This window comes from Streptomyces sp. NPDC101110, from assembly GCF_044759525.1.
GTDB lineage: Bacteria > Actinomycetota > Actinomycetes > Streptomycetales > Streptomycetaceae > Streptomyces.
In genome coordinates this window covers 63,630-81,025 of sequence record NZ_JBIVZM010000005.1, presented here as the reverse complement: position 1 = coordinate 81,025, position 17,396 = coordinate 63,630, and the positions used below count along the sequence as shown (strand labels likewise).

General features: G+C 72.9%; 16 protein-coding genes. 7 read left to right on the top strand and 9 right to left on the bottom strand.

Annotated features, from left to right (window positions below; all coding sequences use genetic code 11):
* Positions 1-6: 6 nt before the first annotated feature.
* On the bottom strand, positions 7-516 hold the full coding sequence (locus tag ACIQU3_RS12840; RefSeq protein ID WP_403924807.1) for a YbjN domain-containing protein: 510 nt from the start codon (positions 514-516) through the stop codon (positions 7-9).
* The gene (gene mshA / locus ACIQU3_RS12835; protein ID WP_403743689.1) at positions 509-1,846 is read right to left on the bottom strand and encodes a D-inositol-3-phosphate glycosyltransferase; all 1,338 of its coding nucleotides are present in this window, start codon (positions 1,844-1,846) and stop codon (positions 509-511) included. Before mshA ends, ACIQU3_RS12840 begins: the two co-directional genes overlap by 8 nt.
* A 198-nt stretch (positions 1,847-2,044) precedes the next feature.
* Between mshA and ACIQU3_RS12830 the strand changes: the two genes are divergently transcribed.
* The 3 genes from ACIQU3_RS12830 (at position 2,045) to ACIQU3_RS12820 (ending at position 5,966) form a co-directional block, all read left to right on the top strand.
* A complete protein-coding gene (locus ACIQU3_RS12830; protein ID WP_403743692.1) occupies positions 2,045-2,863 on the top strand; it encodes a class I SAM-dependent methyltransferase in 819 nt (272 codons plus the stop codon).
* 197 nt (positions 2,864-3,060) lie between these two features.
* Positions 3,061-4,149 (top strand): NlpC/P60 family protein, encoded by a 1,089-nt coding sequence (locus ACIQU3_RS12825; RefSeq protein WP_403743695.1) that lies wholly within the window; start codon positions 3,061-3,063, stop codon positions 4,147-4,149.
* A gap of 470 nt (positions 4,150-4,619) precedes the next feature.
* Positions 4,620-5,966: a PP2C family protein-serine/threonine phosphatase gene (locus ACIQU3_RS12820; RefSeq protein ID WP_403924804.1), complete on the top strand. Its 1,347-nt coding sequence runs from the start codon at positions 4,620-4,622 to the stop codon at positions 5,964-5,966.
* A gap of 159 nt (positions 5,967-6,125) precedes the next feature.
* On the opposite strand, the gene ACIQU3_RS12815 is transcribed toward ACIQU3_RS12820, so the two are convergent.
* The 3 genes from ACIQU3_RS12815 to ACIQU3_RS12805 form a co-directional block, all read right to left on the bottom strand.
* Positions 6,126-6,458, bottom strand: a complete 333-nt coding sequence (locus tag ACIQU3_RS12815) for a DUF2516 family protein (RefSeq protein ID WP_351636152.1) — start codon at positions 6,456-6,458, stop codon at positions 6,126-6,128.
* A 107-nt stretch (positions 6,459-6,565) separates the two neighbouring features.
* Complete coding sequence (locus tag ACIQU3_RS12810) at positions 6,566-7,231, bottom strand: hypothetical protein (RefSeq protein ID WP_403924802.1); 666 nt, start codon at positions 7,229-7,231, stop codon at positions 6,566-6,568.
* 88 nt (positions 7,232-7,319) lie between these two features.
* The gene (locus ACIQU3_RS12805; RefSeq protein ID WP_403743703.1) at positions 7,320-7,937 is read right to left on the bottom strand and encodes a helix-turn-helix domain-containing protein; all 618 of its coding nucleotides are present in this window, start codon (positions 7,935-7,937) and stop codon (positions 7,320-7,322) included.
* Positions 7,938-8,283: 346 nt separating this feature from the next.
* Here ACIQU3_RS12805 and ACIQU3_RS12800 point away from each other — a divergent pair, with 346 nt between their 5' ends.
* A complete protein-coding gene (locus tag ACIQU3_RS12800) occupies positions 8,284-8,994 on the top strand; it encodes a hypothetical protein (RefSeq protein ID WP_403743705.1) in 711 nt (236 codons plus the stop codon).
* A 17-nt stretch (positions 8,995-9,011) separates the two neighbouring features.
* On the opposite strand, the gene ACIQU3_RS12795 is transcribed toward ACIQU3_RS12800, so the two are convergent.
* Positions 9,012-9,659: a class I SAM-dependent methyltransferase gene (locus tag ACIQU3_RS12795; RefSeq protein ID WP_403743707.1), complete on the bottom strand. Its 648-nt coding sequence runs from the start codon at positions 9,657-9,659 to the stop codon at positions 9,012-9,014.
* Between the two features lie 111 nt (positions 9,660-9,770).
* Between ACIQU3_RS12795 and ACIQU3_RS12790 the strand changes: the two genes are divergently transcribed.
* The 3 genes from ACIQU3_RS12790 to ACIQU3_RS12780 are packed head-to-tail and all read left to right on the top strand — an operon-like array spanning position 9,771 to position 12,148.
* Entirely contained in the window at positions 9,771-10,325 is a 555-nt protein-coding gene (locus ACIQU3_RS12790) for a DUF2269 domain-containing protein (protein ID WP_403924799.1), read from the top strand.
* A gap of 48 nt (positions 10,326-10,373) precedes the next feature.
* Entirely contained in the window at positions 10,374-10,964 is a 591-nt protein-coding gene (locus ACIQU3_RS12785; RefSeq protein WP_403743711.1) for a TetR/AcrR family transcriptional regulator, read from the top strand.
* A gap of 5 nt (positions 10,965-10,969) precedes the next feature.
* The gene (locus ACIQU3_RS12780; RefSeq protein WP_403924797.1) at positions 10,970-12,148 is read left to right on the top strand and encodes a GDSL-type esterase/lipase family protein; all 1,179 of its coding nucleotides are present in this window, start codon (positions 10,970-10,972) and stop codon (positions 12,146-12,148) included.
* Between the two features lie 297 nt (positions 12,149-12,445).
* Here ACIQU3_RS12780 and ACIQU3_RS12775 read toward each other — a convergent pair whose 3' ends face one another.
* The 3 genes from ACIQU3_RS12775 to ACIQU3_RS12765 are packed head-to-tail and all read right to left on the bottom strand — an operon-like array spanning position 12,446 to position 17,356.
* Complete coding sequence (locus tag ACIQU3_RS12775) at positions 12,446-14,464, bottom strand: HelD family protein (protein ID WP_403924795.1); 2,019 nt, start codon at positions 14,462-14,464, stop codon at positions 12,446-12,448.
* 40 nt (positions 14,465-14,504) lie between these two features.
* A complete protein-coding gene (locus ACIQU3_RS12770) occupies positions 14,505-15,140 on the bottom strand; it encodes a TetR family transcriptional regulator (RefSeq protein WP_403743717.1) in 636 nt (211 codons plus the stop codon).
* A 26-nt stretch (positions 15,141-15,166) separates the two neighbouring features.
* A complete protein-coding gene (locus tag ACIQU3_RS12765) occupies positions 15,167-17,356 on the bottom strand; it encodes a phosphotransferase family protein (RefSeq protein ID WP_403743719.1) in 2,190 nt (729 codons plus the stop codon).
* Positions 17,357-17,396 lie beyond the last annotated feature (40 nt).

The following is a 17,396-nucleotide window of genomic DNA, read 5'->3' as shown; positions in this document are numbered from 1 at the left end:
GGCCCGTCAGCGCTCCGGGTGCTGGGTGAGGTGGGTGAACGCGTCCAGGTTCCGGGTCGACTCCCCCCGGGAGACCCGCCATTCGTACTCCTTGCGGATCGCCGACGCGAAGCCCAGCTCCAGCAGGGTGTTGAAGGCGCCGTCGGAGGCCTCCAGGACCTGGCCGAGCAGACGGTCCAGCTCGTCGGCGGTGACGGCGGCCAGGGAGAGGCGGCCGGTGACGTAGACGTCGCCGTGCTGGTCGACGGCGTAACTCACGCCGTAGAGCTTGAGGTTGCGCTCCAGGAGCCAGCGGTGGACGCCCGGTTCGTTCTCGTCGGGGTGGCGGATGACGAAGGCGTTCAGCGACAGGGAGTGGCGGCCGACGATCAGGGAGATCGTCGTCTTCAGCTTGCGGGTGCCCGGGAGCTGGGCGACGTAGGTACCGCGCTCGGGGCTCTCCCACTCCAGGTCGGCGTCCTTGAGCACTCCCTCGATGACCTGTGCCGCACGCTGTTCCTGATCGGTTTCACCCATGCAGCGAGCGTACGCGACGCCGGTGGGCCTGCATCGCGGCCGTGTAGACGTCCACGGTGGCGGCGGCCGCCGTGTCCCAGCCGAAGGACTGGGCGTGGCGGGCGGCCTGTTCGCCCAGCCGGTGCGTGAGCCGCGGGTCGTCGGCGAAGTCGCGCAGCACGCGCGCGTAGTCGGCCGGATCGTGGCCGCGGACGAGGAAGCCGGTGTGCCCGTCGCGCACGGCGACCGGCAGGCCGCCCACCGAGGCCGCGAGCACTGGGGTGCCGGCCGCCTGTGCCTCTATGGCGACCAGGCCGAAGGACTCACTGTAGGAGGGCATGACCAGCACGGAGGCGGCACGGAACCAGTCCGCCAGCTGTTCCTGGCCGACCGGCGGGCAGAACCGTACGACGTCCGCGATGCCCAGGCGCGCGGCCAGCTTCTGCAGGCCCTCGGGCTTGGCGAGGCCGCTGCCGGAGGGGCCGCCGACGACGGGCACGAGGATGCGCGAGCGCAGTTCGGGACGCTGGTCGAGGAGGACGGCGACGGCGCGCAGCAGTACGTCCGGGGCCTTCAGGGGCTGGATGCGGCCGGCGAAGAGCGGGATCAGCGCGTCCCCCGGCAGGCCGAGGCGGGCCCGGGCGGCGGCGCGGCCGTCGGCGGGCGAGAAGCGGCCGAGGTTCACGCCGGGGTGGACGACGGCGACCTTGTCGGGCTCGGCCGTGTAGTGCCGCACCAGCTCGTCGGCCTCTTCGGTGGTGTTGGCGATGAGGCGGTCGGCGGCGGCGACGATCTGGGTCTCGCCGATGACGCGGGCGGCCGGTTCGGGGGTGTCGCCGTCGGCCAGGTTGGCGTTCTTGACCTTGGCCATGGTGTGCATGGCGTGCACCAGGGGGACGCCCCAGCGCTGGGCGGCGAGCCAGCCGACGTGGCCGGAGAGCCAGTAGTGGGAGTGGACCAGGTCGTAGTGGCCAGGGCGGTGATGCGCCCAGGCCTGCATCACGCCATGGGTGAAGGCACACAGCTGGGCGGGGAGGTCCTCCTTGTTGAGGCCCTCGTAGGGGCCGGCGTCGACGTGCCGGACGAGGACGCCGGGTGCCAGCTCGACGGTCGGCGGGAGCGCGGCGGCGGTCGCGCGCGTGAAGATCTCGACCTCCACGCCGTGCGCGGCGAGGCGCTGGGCCAGCTCCACGATGTAGACGTTCATACCGCCCGCGTCGCCGGTGCCGGGCTGGTGGAGCGGCGAGGTGTGCACGGAGAGCATGGCGACGCGACGGGGCCTGCGGTGCAGCCGCAGGCGCGTCGGCGACGACGCGGAGCGCCTGCCGAGCCTGCCGATGTACTGGCTCACGTGGCGTTCCTCCTCGCTCCGGGCATGCCTTCGCAGGGCGCACGGTGCCCTCCGACGGGGTGCAACACCGGAGGGGGGTGCTCCATTTCCTGATTCGGGAGTTTTACCGAATCATTACCGCGTATCGCTCAACCGTTCGACGAGGTGATGCGGCACCTCGGCCCCGACCAGTGCCGGAAGCCGCTTAACCTCGTAGGCATGACACCCCGTGCAGCGACCCGGCCCCTGGGCACGGTGACGCGCGGGACGACCAACCCCAACCGGCTGCGCCGCATGGACCGCTGGATCGCGGCCACGCACGGCGCCGAGCTGCGCCGCGCCGCCGACCCGGTGGCGGTCGACCTCGGCTACGGCGCGGCCCCCTGGACGGCCGTAGAGCTGCTGGAGCGCCTGCGCACGGTCGCTCCCCGCACGCGCGTGGTGGGCGTCGAGATCGAACCGGCCCGGGTCGCTGCGGCGCTGCCCTACGAGCGGCCGGGGCTCACCTTCCGGCACGGCGGCTTCGAGATCCCCGTTCCGCAGCGGCCCCTACTCGTCCGCGCCGCCAACGTGCTGCGGCAGTACGAGGAGGGCGAGGTCGCGGCCGTGTGGCAGCGCCTGTGCGCACGGCTCGCACCGGCCGACCCGGCGACGGGATCGCGCGGCGGGCTGCTGGTCGAGGGGACCTGCGACGAGATCGGACGCCGGCACGTGTGGGTCGCGCTCGGCCCGGAGGGACCTCGCACGGTCACCCTCGCCACCCGGCTCGGCTCCCTGGAGCGCCCCTCCGACCTGGCGGAACGCCTGCCGAAGGCACTCATCCACCGCAACGTCCCGGGTGAGCCGGTGCACTCCTTCCTGCGCGACTTCGACCGCGCCTGGGCGGCCGCCGCCCCTTACGCCTCCTACGGCGCCCGGCAACGCTGGATCCGCGCGGTACGGGACCTGGCGGCCGACTGGCCGGTGGTGGACGGGCCCGCGCGGTGGCGACAGGGCGAAGTGACGGTGCGCTGGGCGGCTTTGGCCCCCTGCGCCTGATTCCTCCCGTCCGGTCAGGGGCCGTTGGAACGATCTCTTTGAGTCGTTCGTCACACGGACCGGGAGATCGTCCCACCGGGGGCATGCCGGCGTGGGAGCTGCGGGAAGTACTACCCCTGTCGCTTTCCGGGCCGGCATGGCAGCATCCCCAGGCGAGCCGCAAGTTACTGACGGTTAATCAGTTTGGGGGCCGAGGTATGGGAACGGGCAAGCGTGGCCTGATCGCGACGGCGGTGGCCGTGGTCTGCGCGGTCACGGTGCTGGCGGCACCGGGCACGGCGTTCGCGAACCCCACCCCCTCCCCCACCCCGAGCGCGGGCGCGGCGCTCGCCCCCGCCAAGGACCTCGAGGCCGTCCGCAAGAAGCTCGACAAGCTCTACCGCGCCGCCGGCCGCGCCACCGACGAGTACAACGCCGCCGACGAGAAGGCGGACAAGCAGTCCGCCGAGGTCGTCTCACTGGCCAAGAAGATCGTCAAGGGCCAGGAGAAGCTCAGGAAACTCAAGGACCGCGCGGGCGCGGCGGCCGCCGCGCAGTACCGCGGGGGCGGACTGCCGCCCGAGGCCCACCTGGTGCTGAGCGACGACCCGCAGGACTTCCTCGACGGCGCGGGCCGGGTCCGCGAGGGCCACCACGCGACCAAGGGCCTCCTCGGCGAACTGACCCGCACCCAGGAGGCCTTGGAGCAGTACGCCAAGGACGCCTCCGCCCAGCTGAAGAAGCTGGAGGCGGGCCGCAAGGCCAAGGCCGCCGCACAGAAGAAGATCGAGAAGCAGATCGAGCAGGCGGAGAAGCTCGAATCCGAGTTGCAGAAGGAGGAGCAGGAGCGCCTCGCCGAGCTGGAGAAGGAGGCGGCGGACAAGGCGCAGACCGCCTGGCTCGATTCCGGCATCCTCGAAGAGATCGACGGCAAGGCCTCCGCGCAGGGCAAGAAGGCCGTGAAGTACGCCACGGCCCAGATCGGCAAGCCCTACCAGTGGGGCGCCGAGGGGCCGCGGACCTACGACTGCTCGGGGCTGACGTCACAGGCCTGGATATCCGCCGGGCGTGGCATACCCCGCACCTCGCAGGAGCAGTGGAAGCGGCTGCGGCACATCGACATCCAGGACATGCGCCCCGGCGACCTCATCATCTACTTCGGCGACGCCAGCCATGTCGCCATGTACATCGGTGACGGAGCGATCGTGCACGCGCCGCGCCCCGGGCGGACCGTGACGATCGCGGGGGCAGGCACGATGCCCATCCTCGGGGTGGTTCGGCCGGACACGGGCACCGACGCCAACTGAGCACGGACGTCTGCCGGACGGCGGCACCGACTCGGTTGCCACTGAGCGCGAAAGCGGACCGGACGGCGGCACCGGCTCCCACGCCACTGAGCGGTGGAAACGGACCGGACGGACACCGGCCCCGATGCCACCGAGCAGGCATCGGCCGGACGACGGCCCGGGCGTGACCGAGCACGGCATCGGCCGGACCGGGTACACCGGATAGCGGACGCCCGCGGTGACCTGGCCCACGTGACCCACCGCACGCCCCCTCACGAGCGGTCCGTGCGCTGACGTGACGTTCGTCATCCCCGCAGCATCTCCGAGCTGTCCAACTGAGGTGCATATCGCGGCATATGACACTGGCCGGTGGCACAGCGGCGTGGCTCACACCATTCCAATGCGGCGCCGACACCCGCTATGGTCCCGCTCGGTGGGTCGAGGTCCCTCGCCCCACCGTGCCCTCGGGGGGAGGGAAGGAACCCAAGACGATGCCCGTACCCATACCGCGGCAGAGAGCGATCCCGGCCGCGGAGAGTGGTCAGGCGCAGGCCGCGTCCCCGCGCGGCGGCTCGGCCGAGGAGTCCGCGAAGGACGTCTCGCCCGCGACCCGCACGCCGGACGCCGCCGGGAACACCACGGACAAGGTGGAGAACAACACCGCCCACACCAACCTGACGCTGCTGCTGATCGAGGACGACCCGGCCGGTTCGCCGATCGTGCCGGACATGCTCGACCAGGCAGGCAAGCCGATCCGCGTCCGCACGGCCCGCAACCTGACGGAGGCCGGCCGGCTGCTGACCGACGACGTCCACTGCATCCTGCTGGACCTGGCGCTGCCCGCGCCGGGCCACAGCGACCCGGCGGACGAGCTCGCCGTGCTCAAGCACGTACTGGAGCTCGCGCCCCGGCACGCCGTCCTGGCGCTGACCGCGTCCGGTGACGCCGAGCGCGGCGCCGAGGCGGTGCGGGTGGGCGCCCAGGACTACCTCTTCCGCGACGAACTGGACGGCAGGCTGCTGAGCCGCGCGATCCGCTACGCGGTGGAGCGCAAGCGGTCCGAGTCGGCGGAGCGCCGGCTCGCCGAGGGCCGGCTGCGCGCGCAGGAGAACCGCCGCCTGGAGCGCGGTCTGCTGCCGACGCCGCTGCTGGAGGGCTCGTCGCTGCGGTTCGCCGCCCGGTACCGCCCGGGCCGCTCGCGCGCACTGCTCGGCGGCGACTTCTACGACGTGGTGCGCACGCCGGACGGCACGGTGCACGCCATGATCGGCGACGTCTGCGGGCACGGCCCGGACGAGGCCGCGCTCGGTGTGGAGCTGCGGATCGCGTGGCGGGCGCTGACCCTGGCGGGTCTGTGCGGCGACCAGCTGCTGGGCACGCTCCAGCAGGTGCTGGAGCACGAGCGGGCCGACGACGAGATCTTCGCGACGCTGTGCACGGTGGACATCGCGCCGGACGGCCGCCGGGCCGGGCTGTGCCTGGCGGGTCACCCCTCGCCACTGCTGGCCCGCCCGGGCAAGCCGGCGCGTCTGCTGCCCTACGACAACAACGGCCCGGCCCTCGGACTGCTGCCCGGCGCCCGCTGGCCGCGGATGCAGGTGGAGCTGGGCGCCGAGTGGAGCCTGATGCTCTACACCGACGGCCTGATCGAGGGCCACATCGGCCAGGGCCGGGAGCGGCTCGGGCAGGACGGCATGACGGAGATGATCCGTCGCCAGTTCGCCGAGGGCCTGCGGGGCGAGCAGTTGCTGCGGGCGGCGGTGAACGAGGTGCGCGACCTCAACGGTGGCGAGCTGACGGACGACGTGGCGGTGCTGCTGCTGGACCGGGTGCCGTAGCCCCGGCCGCTGCTGCTCCGGCCCTCGGCTCCGCTCTGCCGAGGGCCCTTACCTGTTGCGGGGCCTTATCCGGGGCGGGGGCCATACCTGTGGCAGGGGCCTTGGCCGTGGCAGGGCCTCACCCGCTGCAAGGGGCTTCAAGGGAGTGCCGAGGGGCCCTTACCGGCCGCCGTTCCAGGGGCCGTAGGGGCCGTCGCTGCTGGAGCCGCGCCGGCTGCGGCCGCCGCCCGGGAGCGCCCGGATCGCGGGGCGTACGTCGACCATGTACACGATCGTCGCGATGAGACCGATGATCGGCAGGAACGACAGGATCGGGAAGAGCAGGTTCACCACGAAGGCGATCCCGAGGATGATCAGCCAGAAGGGCTTGGTCTTCTTGTCGGCCGCGCGGTAGGCGTCCTCCCGGCGCACGGCGGCGTCGAGCAGCGCGAAACCGCTGAAAACGATCAGGGCCATGCTCAGAAGCCACATAAACCCTGCGAAGCCCTGCATCAGCACAACGTCCACCACCTGACTCGGCTCGTCCTACGCGGTCACCGTACCCGTACAACGGGCCGGGCACCCCCGGGGTGCCCGGCCCGTGTGGCCGCTCCGCCGTACTACTTGGCGGGCGGGGTGGTCTTCTTGGCGGTGGTGGGCTTGCGCGCCGGGGCCTTCCTGGCGGCCGGGGCCTTCTTCGCCTGGGCGGCGGCGGGCTTCGCCGGCTCCTCGGTGACCGCGACCGGCTGCGGCTTCGGCTTCGGCTCGACGGCCACGGCCAGCTCCTCGACGCCCTCGGCGACGTCCTCGATGCTGTCGGCGGCCTCGCCGCGCCAGGTCCGCACGGCCTGCTCGCCGTGCTCGGCGACCTTCTCGTAGGTCTCGCGGGCCTTGACGGCGTACTCGGCGGCCACGCCGACGCCGCGCAGCGCGAAGTCCTGGGCGCTCTCGCCGATCTTCTTCAGGTCCGCGTCGATCGTGCTGCCGAGCTTCTTGATGTCGACGTCGATGGAGCCGATGAACTCCGTGACCTTGGTCTGCAGGGTCTCCTGCGTCTCCTTGACGCGGGCGGAGGCCTCCTTGGCCCGGGCGGAGGCCTTCTCCTGGACGGCCTTGGTGTCGGTGTTGCGGGCGGCGTCGAACCGCGCGGGGGCCTCGGAGCGCAGCTGCTCCACCAGGGCCGGCACCTTCTTGGCCTGCTGAAGGGCGAGGTCGGCGGTGCCTGCGGCGAAGTAGAGCGGCGTCGGGTCGCTGAAGGTCTTGCGCAGGTCGTCGGTGATGGCCATGGTGATGGTCCTCCCGGATTCTGTTTCGCTCGAGGGTTCGGCTGAGGGTTGTGTGATCCGCGGCGGGCGGCCCATGCCCTGGTCCGGCTCAGCCGGCCGTCTGCTGCGGATCGGTGTCACTGCGCCCGCTGCCCTTGCGGGTGCGGCGGGTGGCGGTCGTACCGCCGTCGTTCGTGCTGTCGCTCTGTCCCGCGCTCGTGCGGCTGCGGCGCCGGGCGGGTCTGTCGCCGTCGGCCGGGCCGGCCGGGGGTATCCCGGTGCCGGGAGCGTCCCCGTCGACGCTCACCGCACCGTCGGCCGTCACGACACCGACGACACCCGCACCGTCCGAGTCGTTCGCGTCACCGTCCCCGTCCCCGAACCCGTTCTCCTTGCGGAAGGACTCGTAGATCTGCAGCAGCACCTGCTTCTGCCGTTCGTTCAGCGTCGGGTCCGCGAGGATGACGGCACGCGTCTCCACCTCGTCCCGGTCGCGCTCGGCGTCGAGGATGCCGGCCCGGACGTACAGCGTCTCGGCGGAGATCCGCAGCGCCTTGGCGACCTGCTGCAGCACCTCCGCGCTCGGCTTGCGCAGCCCGCGCTCGATCTGGCTCAGATACGGATTGGACACCCCGGCGGCGTCGGCGAGCTGCCGCAACGACAGCTGCGCAGTGCGCCGCTGCTCGCGCAGGTAGTCACCGAGATTGCCGACGTTGAGCGAGGCCATGCCTCCACAGTGCAACACCCCGCTAACTATTGCAAGCACCCGCTTGCAATAGTGCGCCACACCACGCCCGACCGCCTGCGGCCTGCTCTCCACACCTCAGCCTGCGGGGGCGCCCCAAGGACGTCGCGCGACGACCACCTGGACCCGGCTCCCGAAAGCGCCGGCACCCGGGATCGCCGTGGATGCCCGGAGCACTCGTCAGCCATGGGGCCGACCGTACGAGGAGCCACCTGACCGAGCCGCCGCCCGTCGGCCGGGGCTTGTGCCCTTCTTCGGGTCGACCGCCTCACTCGGGCGACCGGCAAATCGGTGGACGGACGGGACGGCCGTCGATTTGATCCGTGTCATGACGACTTCGCAGCAGGCCCTGGTGCGGGCCGCCGCCCGTGACAACGCCGCCTGGTGTGCCGTGATGTGCCGGGTGCACGGGGTGGAGAGCTCGTTCGGGGAGGACGCCTGGGCCGCTGCGCGGCGTACGCCCGTGTACTACCCCGACGCGGTGACGCTGCGGCCGGGCGCCGACCCGGGCGCACTCGTGGGACGGATCGACACGGCCTCCCCCGGCGCCTCGGTGAAGGACAGTTTCGCCGACCTCGACCTGACGGGGGCGGGGTTCCGGGTGTTGTTCGAGGCGGAGTGGATCCATCGGGAGCCAGGTGTGCCCGCCCCGCCCCCGGAGTTCGCGTGGGAGGTCGTGAGCGACCGGGTCGCGCTGCGCGACTGGGCGCTGGCCTGGGACGACGGGGGCGGGAACGCGGATCTTTTCGGGCCGGGGCTGCTGGACGATCCGCAGACGTCCGTGCTCGCCGGGCGGTCCGCCGACGGGCGGGTGGCCGGTGGCGCGGTGGCCCGTCGCAGTGACCATGTGGTCGGTGTGTCCAACCTCTTCGGACCGCCCCACGCGATCTGGCCCCTGGTCCTGCACGCCGTCGGCCTGCGTTTCCCCGGTCTGCCCGTCGTGGGCTACGAGCAGGGCGATGACCTGGCGGCCGCTCTCCGGCACGGTTTCGGGGCTGTCGGACCGCTGCGCGTGTGGGTGCACGAGCCGTCGGCCTGATCCGCGGCCCCGGTACGTCATCCCGGCTTGTACGCGAGAAACGTCCCCGCCCGGCGTTTCGACCTGCCCTCCGGTTCCTGCACCACCCGCGTCGTGACCACCAGCCCGGCCCGGTCGAGGAGTTCGGCGATGTGGTCCGGTGGCAGCAGGTGGGACTCGTAGGACACCGGATGGTCGCCGTAGGCCCGTGTGGGGTGCAGGTGCTCGCCGTCGCCCACGTGGCCCGCCAGCATCAGCCGGCCCCCGGGTGCGAGCGTGCGGTGGAACTCGGCGAAGACGGTCGGCAGCCACTGTGGAGGGGTGTGGTGGGTGGAGTAGTACGCCAGGATGCCGCCGAGTTCGCCGCTGCCGATCTCCAGCGCGGTCATCGAGCCGACGGTGAAGCGGAGTTCCGGGTACGCCGCCCGGGCCAGTTCGACCATCCTCGGCGACACGTCCACGCCGTGGACCGGTACGCCCAGCGCGGCCAGATGTGCCGTCACCTTGCCGGGGCCGCAGCCCAGGTCGGCGACCGGCCCGAGGGGGGAGGCGAGTTCGGCGAAGGCGGCCAGCATCGCACGGGACACCGGGTCCAACTCGGCTGGCGCCGGGACGAGTCGGACGTAGGCGGCGGCGACGGTGTCGTAGGACTCGCGGATCGCGGAGAGGTGCGAAGGTTCGGTCATGCCGCGAAGCCAGACGACCGCTGTGACACCGGGCCGTACTCCGGCGTCGGTACACCGGTCTGCTCCCGCCGGAGGACGACCGCGCGGAGCCGGCCCGGCAGGGTGCCGGGCATGGACACGGATACGAGGCAGAAGCCGCGGCCGAGCCCGCCCCGGAGGCTGGGCCGCTCCGCCCGCCGGGCCGCTCTGGTCGTGCACGTCACCGCCTCCGCCTGCTGGCTGGGGCTCTCGCTCGGGCTGCTCGCGCTCGGGACCACCGCGGCCACCACCGAGTCCGCGGTGACCGTGGCGGCGTCCGTCCGGGCCATGCGGCTCTTCGCCGACTGGCTCCTGCCGCCCGTCGCCCTGCTCACGCTCCTCAGCGGCCTGGTGCTGTCGCTGGGCACGGTGTGGGGTCTGGCCCGGTACCGGTGGGTGTACACGAAGTTCTGGCTGACCCTCGCCACGACCACCGCCACGGTGTTCGCCCTGCGCCCCGCGGTGCACGCGGCGGTCACGGCCGTGGCCGCGGGCGGGCCGCTGCCGGACGCCGGTGACGTGCTGTTCGGGCCGGTCGTGTCGCTGTCCGCCTATGTGTTCATGACGGCGATCTCCGTCCTCAAGCCCTGGGGCAAGACCCGACGGGGCAGAAGGTCGAGCACATCTACCTCAAGGCCATTTGCCTAATACCTTTAGGCAGATGCACACTCTCTTCAGGTAGAGGGGAGCATCAATATGGCACCACGCGTGGGACTGACGCCGGAGCGCCTGACCGAGGCCGGCGCCGAACTCGCCGACGAGGTCGGCTTCGAGCAGGTGACCGTCTCGGCACTGGCCCGCCGGTTCGACGTCAAGGTCGCGAGCCTGTACTCGCACGTGCGGAACTCCCAGGACCTGAAGACGAGGATCGCCCTGCTCGCCCTCGCCGAACTCGCCGACCGGGCCGCGGAAGCCCTGGCCGGACGGGCCGGCAAGGACGCCCTGTCCGCCCTCGCCAACGTGTACCGCGACTACGCCCGGGAACACCCCGGCCGCTACGCCGCCGCCCAGCTGCGACTCGACCCGCAGACCGCGGCCGCGAGCGCCGGTGTCCGGCACGCGCGGATGACCAGGGCCCTGCTGCGCGGCTACGACCTGACCGAGCCGGACCAGACCCACGCGGTCCGGCTGCTCGGCAGCGTCTTCCACGGCTACGTCAGCCTGGAACTCGGCGGTGGTTTCAGCCACAGCGCGCCGGACACCGAGGAGACCTGGGCCCGGATCCTCGACGCCCTCGACACGCTGCTGCGGAACTGGCCCGTGGCCCCCACCGATCCCCGAGGCTGACACCCATGCACACCGAGCACGACTGGATCACCACGCCCCTCACGACGGACCTGCTGCGCGGCGCCCTCGACGTGGAACGCACCGAGCACGGCCTGCTCCCCCACCGCCTGCCCGCACGGGCCCGCGCGCAGAACACCAACCCGCAGCTGGCGATGGCCGAGGCCCAGCCCTCCGGCGTACGGCTGGCGTTCCGTACCGCCGCGACCGTCGTCGAGCTGGACACGCTGCGCACCAAGCGCGACTACACCGGCTTCCCGTCGCGCCCGGACGGCCTGTACGACCTGCTCGTCGACGGCCGCCCGGCCGGCCAGGCCACCGGGACCGGCGGCAACGTCCTCACCGTCGACCTCGTCACCTGGGAGAGCGAGCTCACGCCCGGCCCGGTCGGTACCGTCCGTTTCAAGGGCCTGCCGGCCGAGGAGAAGGACGTCGAGATCTGGCTGCCGCACAACGAGACCACCGAGCTGGTCGCGCTGCGCACGGACGCCCCCGTGGCGCCGGCCCCGGACCGGGGACGCCGGGTGTGGCTGCACCACGGCAGCTCGATCAGCCACGGCTCGGACGCCGCGAGCCCCACGGCCATCTGGCCCGCGATCGCCGCACTGCGGGGCGGTGTGGAGCTGGTCAACCTCGGCTTCGGCGGAAGCGCGATGCTCGACCCGTTCACCGCACGCGCCATGCGGGACACCCCGGCCGACCTGATCAGCGTGAAGATGGGCATCAACATCGTCAACCAGGACGCGATGCGGATGCGCACCTTCGGCCCCGCCGTGCACGGCTTCCTCGACACGATCCGGGAGGGGCACCCGGACACCCCGCTGCTGCTCGTCTCCCCCATCCACTGCGCCATCCACGAGGACACGCCCGGTCCCACAGCCCCGGACCGCGACGAGATCGGCAAGGGCCGCCTGGTCTTCTCCGCCATGGGCGACCCGGCGGAGAAGCCCCTGGGCAAACTCACCCTCACCGTCATCCGCGAGGAGCTGTCCCGCATCGTCGGGCAGCGCGCCGCCGACGACCCGAACCTGCACTACCTCGACGGCCTCGACCTCTACGGCGCGCAGGACGCCGCCGCCCTCCCCCTCCCCGACCACGTCCACCCGGACGCGGCCACCCACCGCCACATCGGCGACCGCTTCCATGCACGGGCCTTCACCGGCGGAGGGCCCTTCGCGGCGGCGTAGCGACCGGCCGGCCGGGGCCGGCGGTCAGCCCTCGAAGCCCTGGTGCGCCAGGATCCCGTCGATGCGCGTGCGAGGGGCCGACTCCCGGGCGTCCTGGGTCTCGCCGGCCTCCTCGGCCGGCTGGGCCCGGCCGCGGCCAGGGCCTCCGCGCGGCGGGCCGGGGGCCCACGACCACGCCTTCCCGATCGGCGTCGACCGTGTCGCCCGCGTCGACGGTGACCCCGCCGCAGCGCACCCGCTCCTTCAGCGGCGGGGCTGCCGACTTGCTGCCCGGGACGGGGATGCCCCCACCTTTCCCTAGAAGGGCATTGGCCTCCCCCGCACCACCTCGAGCCGGGAGACCGCCCGGGTCAGCACGACGTACAGCCGGTGCAGCCCCCGTGCCTCCGCCTCGGCGATCGCGGCCGGCTCGACGGCGACGACCTGGTCGTACTCCAGGCCCTTGACCACGCTCGCCGGCACCAGGGCGACACGCGCGCCGAGTTCGTCCGGGCCCGCCGCCTCGATACCGGCCGCGTGCAGTGCCGCCCGCAGGCGGGGAACGTCCGCGTCGGCCGCGACGATCCCGACCGAACCCTCCCGCCCCAGCGCGTCTCGTACGGCCGCCACGACCGCCCCGGTGACGCCGTCGACGGTCGTCTCCCGCATCCTCAACTCCCCGTCCCCGCGCAGCGAACGGGCCGCCGGCACGTCCACGTCGAGGCGCTCCAGCAGCCGGTTGGCGAGCCCGACGACGGCCTGCGGCACCCGGAACCCCGTGGTCAGGGCGACCACGGCCGCGTCGGGTTTCCCCAGGTGTGCGAGAACCGTGCGCCACGACCGGGCCGCCCACGGTGTCGTCCCCTGCGCCAGGTCACCCAGCACGGTCAGCGAACCGAAGCGGGCCCGGCGGGCGATCGCCCGGCACTCCATCGGGGACAGGTCCTGCGCCTCGTCGACGACGACGTGCCCGTACCCCTCCGGGTGCTCGATCAGCCCCGCCACCTCGTCGAGCAGCACGAGGTCGGCGGCCGACCAGCGCGCCGACTTCCAGGACCCGGGCGGCCGCCGCCACAGCAGCGCCCGCTGCTCACCGGCGTCGAGGAGTCCCTCGGCGGCCGTCGCCAGCGCCTCCGCGTCGCCGAGCAGTCCGGCCACGACCTCCTCGGGCCGCACCCGCGGCCACACGGCATCGACGTACGTCGACACCGGCCGTGCCCGCTCGATCCGCCGCACCCAGGCGTTCGGGGGCGGCCCGGCCCGCCGCTCGGCCTGCTCGCGCAGACACCGCACGATCCGCGCCCGCACCCGCTCCCGCCCGACCCCGTACGGCGGTTCCTCCTCCCGCACCCGTGCCACGATCTGCGCCAGTTCCCCCGCCGGGACCCGCCACCGGTACGACCCGTCCGGCACGGTGAGCGACGCGCCGCCGCCGTCGGCACGCACCCGCGCGTACAGCGCCCGCCGGAGCACCTCGGCCATCCGGGCGTCGTGCTTCACGACCGCGGCCGGGTCGTCGTCGGCGCCCCGGACCGGGCAGCGGGCGATCTCCTCGCCCAGGGTCGACTGCCGCACGCCGGTCTCGCCGAGGGCCGGCAGCACCTCGGCGATGTACGACAGGAAGGTGCGGTTGGGTCCGAGGATCAGCAGACCACCGCGCCGGATGCGCTGAGGGTGGGTGTAGAGCAGATACGCCGCCCGGTGCAGCCCCACAGCGGTCTTGCCGGTGCCCGGCGCGCCCTGCACGCACACCGACACCGCCAGGTCCCCCCGTACGAGGTCGTCCTGCTCGGGCTGGATCGTCGCGGCGATGTCCCGCATGGGCCCGACCCGGGGCCGTTCGATCTCCCGGGCGACGATGTCGCTGTCGCGGGTCTCCCCCTGCTCCAGGTGCTCGTCCTCCAGGCCGGTGAGGTCCCCGGAGTCGCCCCGGCTGCCGGGCGCCCACCCGAAGCGCCTGCGCACCGCCACGCCCTGCGGGTCACGGGTCGACGCCTGGTAGAAGGCGCGTGAGACGGGCGCACGCCAGTCGACGACGAGGGGCGGTTCGGCCGGGTGCTCGGAGATCCGCAGCCGCCCGATGTGCAACGGCCCGTCCCCGCTCTCCAGGGCACCGAAGAACAGCGGCCCCTCGGGCAGTTCCCGCAGCGCCTTCGCCCGACTGCGCAGCCGGTAACCGAGGACTTCGGCGTCGGCCCCGGACGCGGACACGTCCTCGCCGGTGACGACCTGTTCACCGGCGCCCTCCACCATCGCGGCGAGAGCGGCCCGGCAGCGCTCGTGGTGGGCGCGTTCCTTGTCGAGGGCGTGCTGGAGGGAGGGCTCGGTCGAGGTCATTCCACCGAGCGTACGCGAAAATCTAACTGAGTTAAATAAATTACCGAGTCTCACTCGCTGGGCCGGGCCAGGGACCGGAGGGCAGCACGGCGGCGAGCCGGCCGAAGGTCCGCTCCGCGGCCGCCACCGCGTCCGGCCGCACGTCGGCCACCCGCTCCCCCGCGGCGATCCGCCGCCAGTTCTCCAGCGCCAGCACCCGCAGCACGGCCATGATCTGCCCGGCGGCCAGCCGCGCGTCCAGGTCCCCTCCGAGCACCTCGGCGAGCGCGGCCTCCGACCGCTCCTGATGCGCGTGCGCCCGGGCGACCAGGGAGGGCGTCCCGTAGAGCAGGGCGTGGAAGGCCAGCACCTCGGGATGGTCGTTGAGCCCGGTCACCGGGTCCCCCCGCTCCAGCCCGTCCACGAAGTGCCGCCGCAGCGCCTCCACGGGCGCGATCCCGGACTCCGCCACCACCCGGGCCGCCTCCCCCTCGTGGTCGGCGATCCGGTACAGCACCAGATCCTCCTTGGCCGGGAAGTACCGGAAGAGCGTCGGCTTCGAGATGTCGGCCGCCGCCGCGATCTCCGCGACGGACACCGCGTCGAACCCCTTCTCCAGGAAGAGCCGCACGGCGATGTCCGACACGGTCTCGTACATCCGCTGCTTCTTGCGCTCACGCAGGCCCGGCTTGGTCATACCGGCGAGCCTACGCAGCGGCGGGGTCAGGCCAGGGCGCGGGCGAGGTACGGGTTCGCCGTGGAGCGCACCGGCAGGCCGAGCGAGCCCGTGGCGACGGCCAGCGTCACCGCGTAGGAGTCCACCGCCCGCCGGACGTTGGGGGCGTCCAGGCTCGCGCCCGTCACGATGCGGTCCAGGTCGACGTAGGCGGAGCGCACGATCTCCAGCCGGCGGTACACCCGCCAGTCCTTGCGCCAGTCGCGGGTGTACGCGGCGGGCAGCAGGCGCTCCCAGCGGCGGAACATGCGCTCCCTGATCTCCGGCCGGGTCGGGGTGAGGTGCATGTGCCGGACGAGGTCGTAGAGGGGGTCGCCGACGACGGCCATCTCCCAGTCGATGATGGTCAGCGCCAGCCGGTCGTCGCGGCGTACGAGGTTCCAGGGGTTCAGGTCGCCGTGCAGCAGCGCGGGCTCCCGGTCGCTCACCTCGTGCCGGGAGAGGATCAGCTGAAGCCGCTCCGGGTCGGGCAGCCCGAGGTGCCGCGCCAGCTGCTGCGAGGCCTTCGGCAGGTCCCGCACCAGGGCGACCAGCTGGTCGCGCAGCCAGCGGTGGAACGCGCCCTCCCCGGCGGTCGGGTCGACCTGCTCGTACCTGACCTGCGTCAGGGCGCACAGCTGGTCCACCAGGCCGTCCGCCTCGTGCGGCAGCAGACCGTGGACGGGGTGGCTGGGGGGCCGGTCGACGTCCCGCGACCCGACATAGGTGTGCAGGGCGATGGTGTCGCTCTGGTAGGTCTCGCCCAGGGCGAGCACCCGCGGCGCGGCCACCCCGACCGACGACTCCTCGATCGCGCGCAGCACGGCGTGCTCGCTGAGGAAGCCGCGCTCCCGGCGGCACACGTCGGGCAGCTTCCGCCGTACGACCACGGGCGAACCGAAACCCGGCACCGCCACGACGGTGTTCAGGTGCGCGGTGCCCTTGAACACCCGGCCCGCGGGCGCGGCCCCCTCTGCCAGCAGGGCCTCCCGCACCGCCGCGGACGGAAAGTCGGAGCGCTCGGGCACCCGACGGTCGGGGCGCCATTCGAACGCCTCCGCGATCCACGCCCGGCCGCTGATGTCCCCGTTCATCCGCGACACCAGCCACCGGAACAGGGCCCGGCGGATCTCGCCCTCCCGCGGCACACCGACGAGCCGCAGCGGTTCCGCCGCCGCCTCCAGGGCCCGGCGCACCTCGGCCGTCGCCTCGTCCAGGCTCGTCTGCGTGAACGATTCCTCCAGCGACCGGGCGGCCCTCATCACGTCCGGGAAGACGGACTGCGCCCGCTCGAACGCCAGATAGTGCCGCAGATCCCGGGTCAGACCGCTGACCGCGGCCGGACGGACCTGCTGCATGGCCTCGCCCCAGGCGTCGACCACTTCGGCCCACTGGTGCGCCGGGTACCGCATCCGCACGAGGTGCGTCGCGAGGTCGTGCAGCGGGTCGCCGTAGGTGGCGAGCTCCCAGTCGACGCAGATCAGGGGCGGGTCGCTCGCGTACGACACGATCACGTTGTCGCGGTGCAGGTCGGCGTGGAGCAGGCTGTACGGCCGCCGGGCCATCGCGGGCACCCGCCCGGCCAGCCCGGCGAGCGCGTCCTCCGGGATGCCGAGCGCCGCGAACAGCCCACCGAAAGCAGTCCAGTTGGGCTGCCTGATCTGCCGGTCGGCCAGGTGGACCAGCGTCTGGAGGAAGCCCTGGCTGTCCGTGTCGTTGCGGGGCCAGCCGGACGGCAAAGCGGGCAGCGCACCCCGCCGTACGTGTGCCATCTGGGCGAGCAGACCGGCCAGGGCCCGGATGAGCAGGGTGTCGACGGGCTTGCCGTTGGCGCAGACGCTGGAGAGCGGAACGCCCTCCACAAAGCTGTGGACGGCGAAGTCCTCGCCCTTGACCAGACATTCCGGCGCGTGCGGCAGGACCCCCCGGACCGCGCGGAGGATCTCCGCCTCGTCCTCCCACGTCCGGATGACGACGGGCAGCGCGTCCGGACGCCGGATCCGAACCGTCACCGACGTACCGGCCTCACGCCCGACCAGGCGGGCCATGCCCTCCGTGAGCGGAAGGACGTAGTTCCGGTTGTGGTGGCCGCTGGTCGCCACACCCAGCTCGGCGGCCCGTTGCACGAAGGCCCGGCAGGTGGCGTCGTGCGAGGCGCGCTCCCCGAGAAGAGGACGGGAAGGAGAGGGTGCGCCCACGGGCCGCTCCGGAAGTACGAGAAGGGGGGACGGTCAGGCA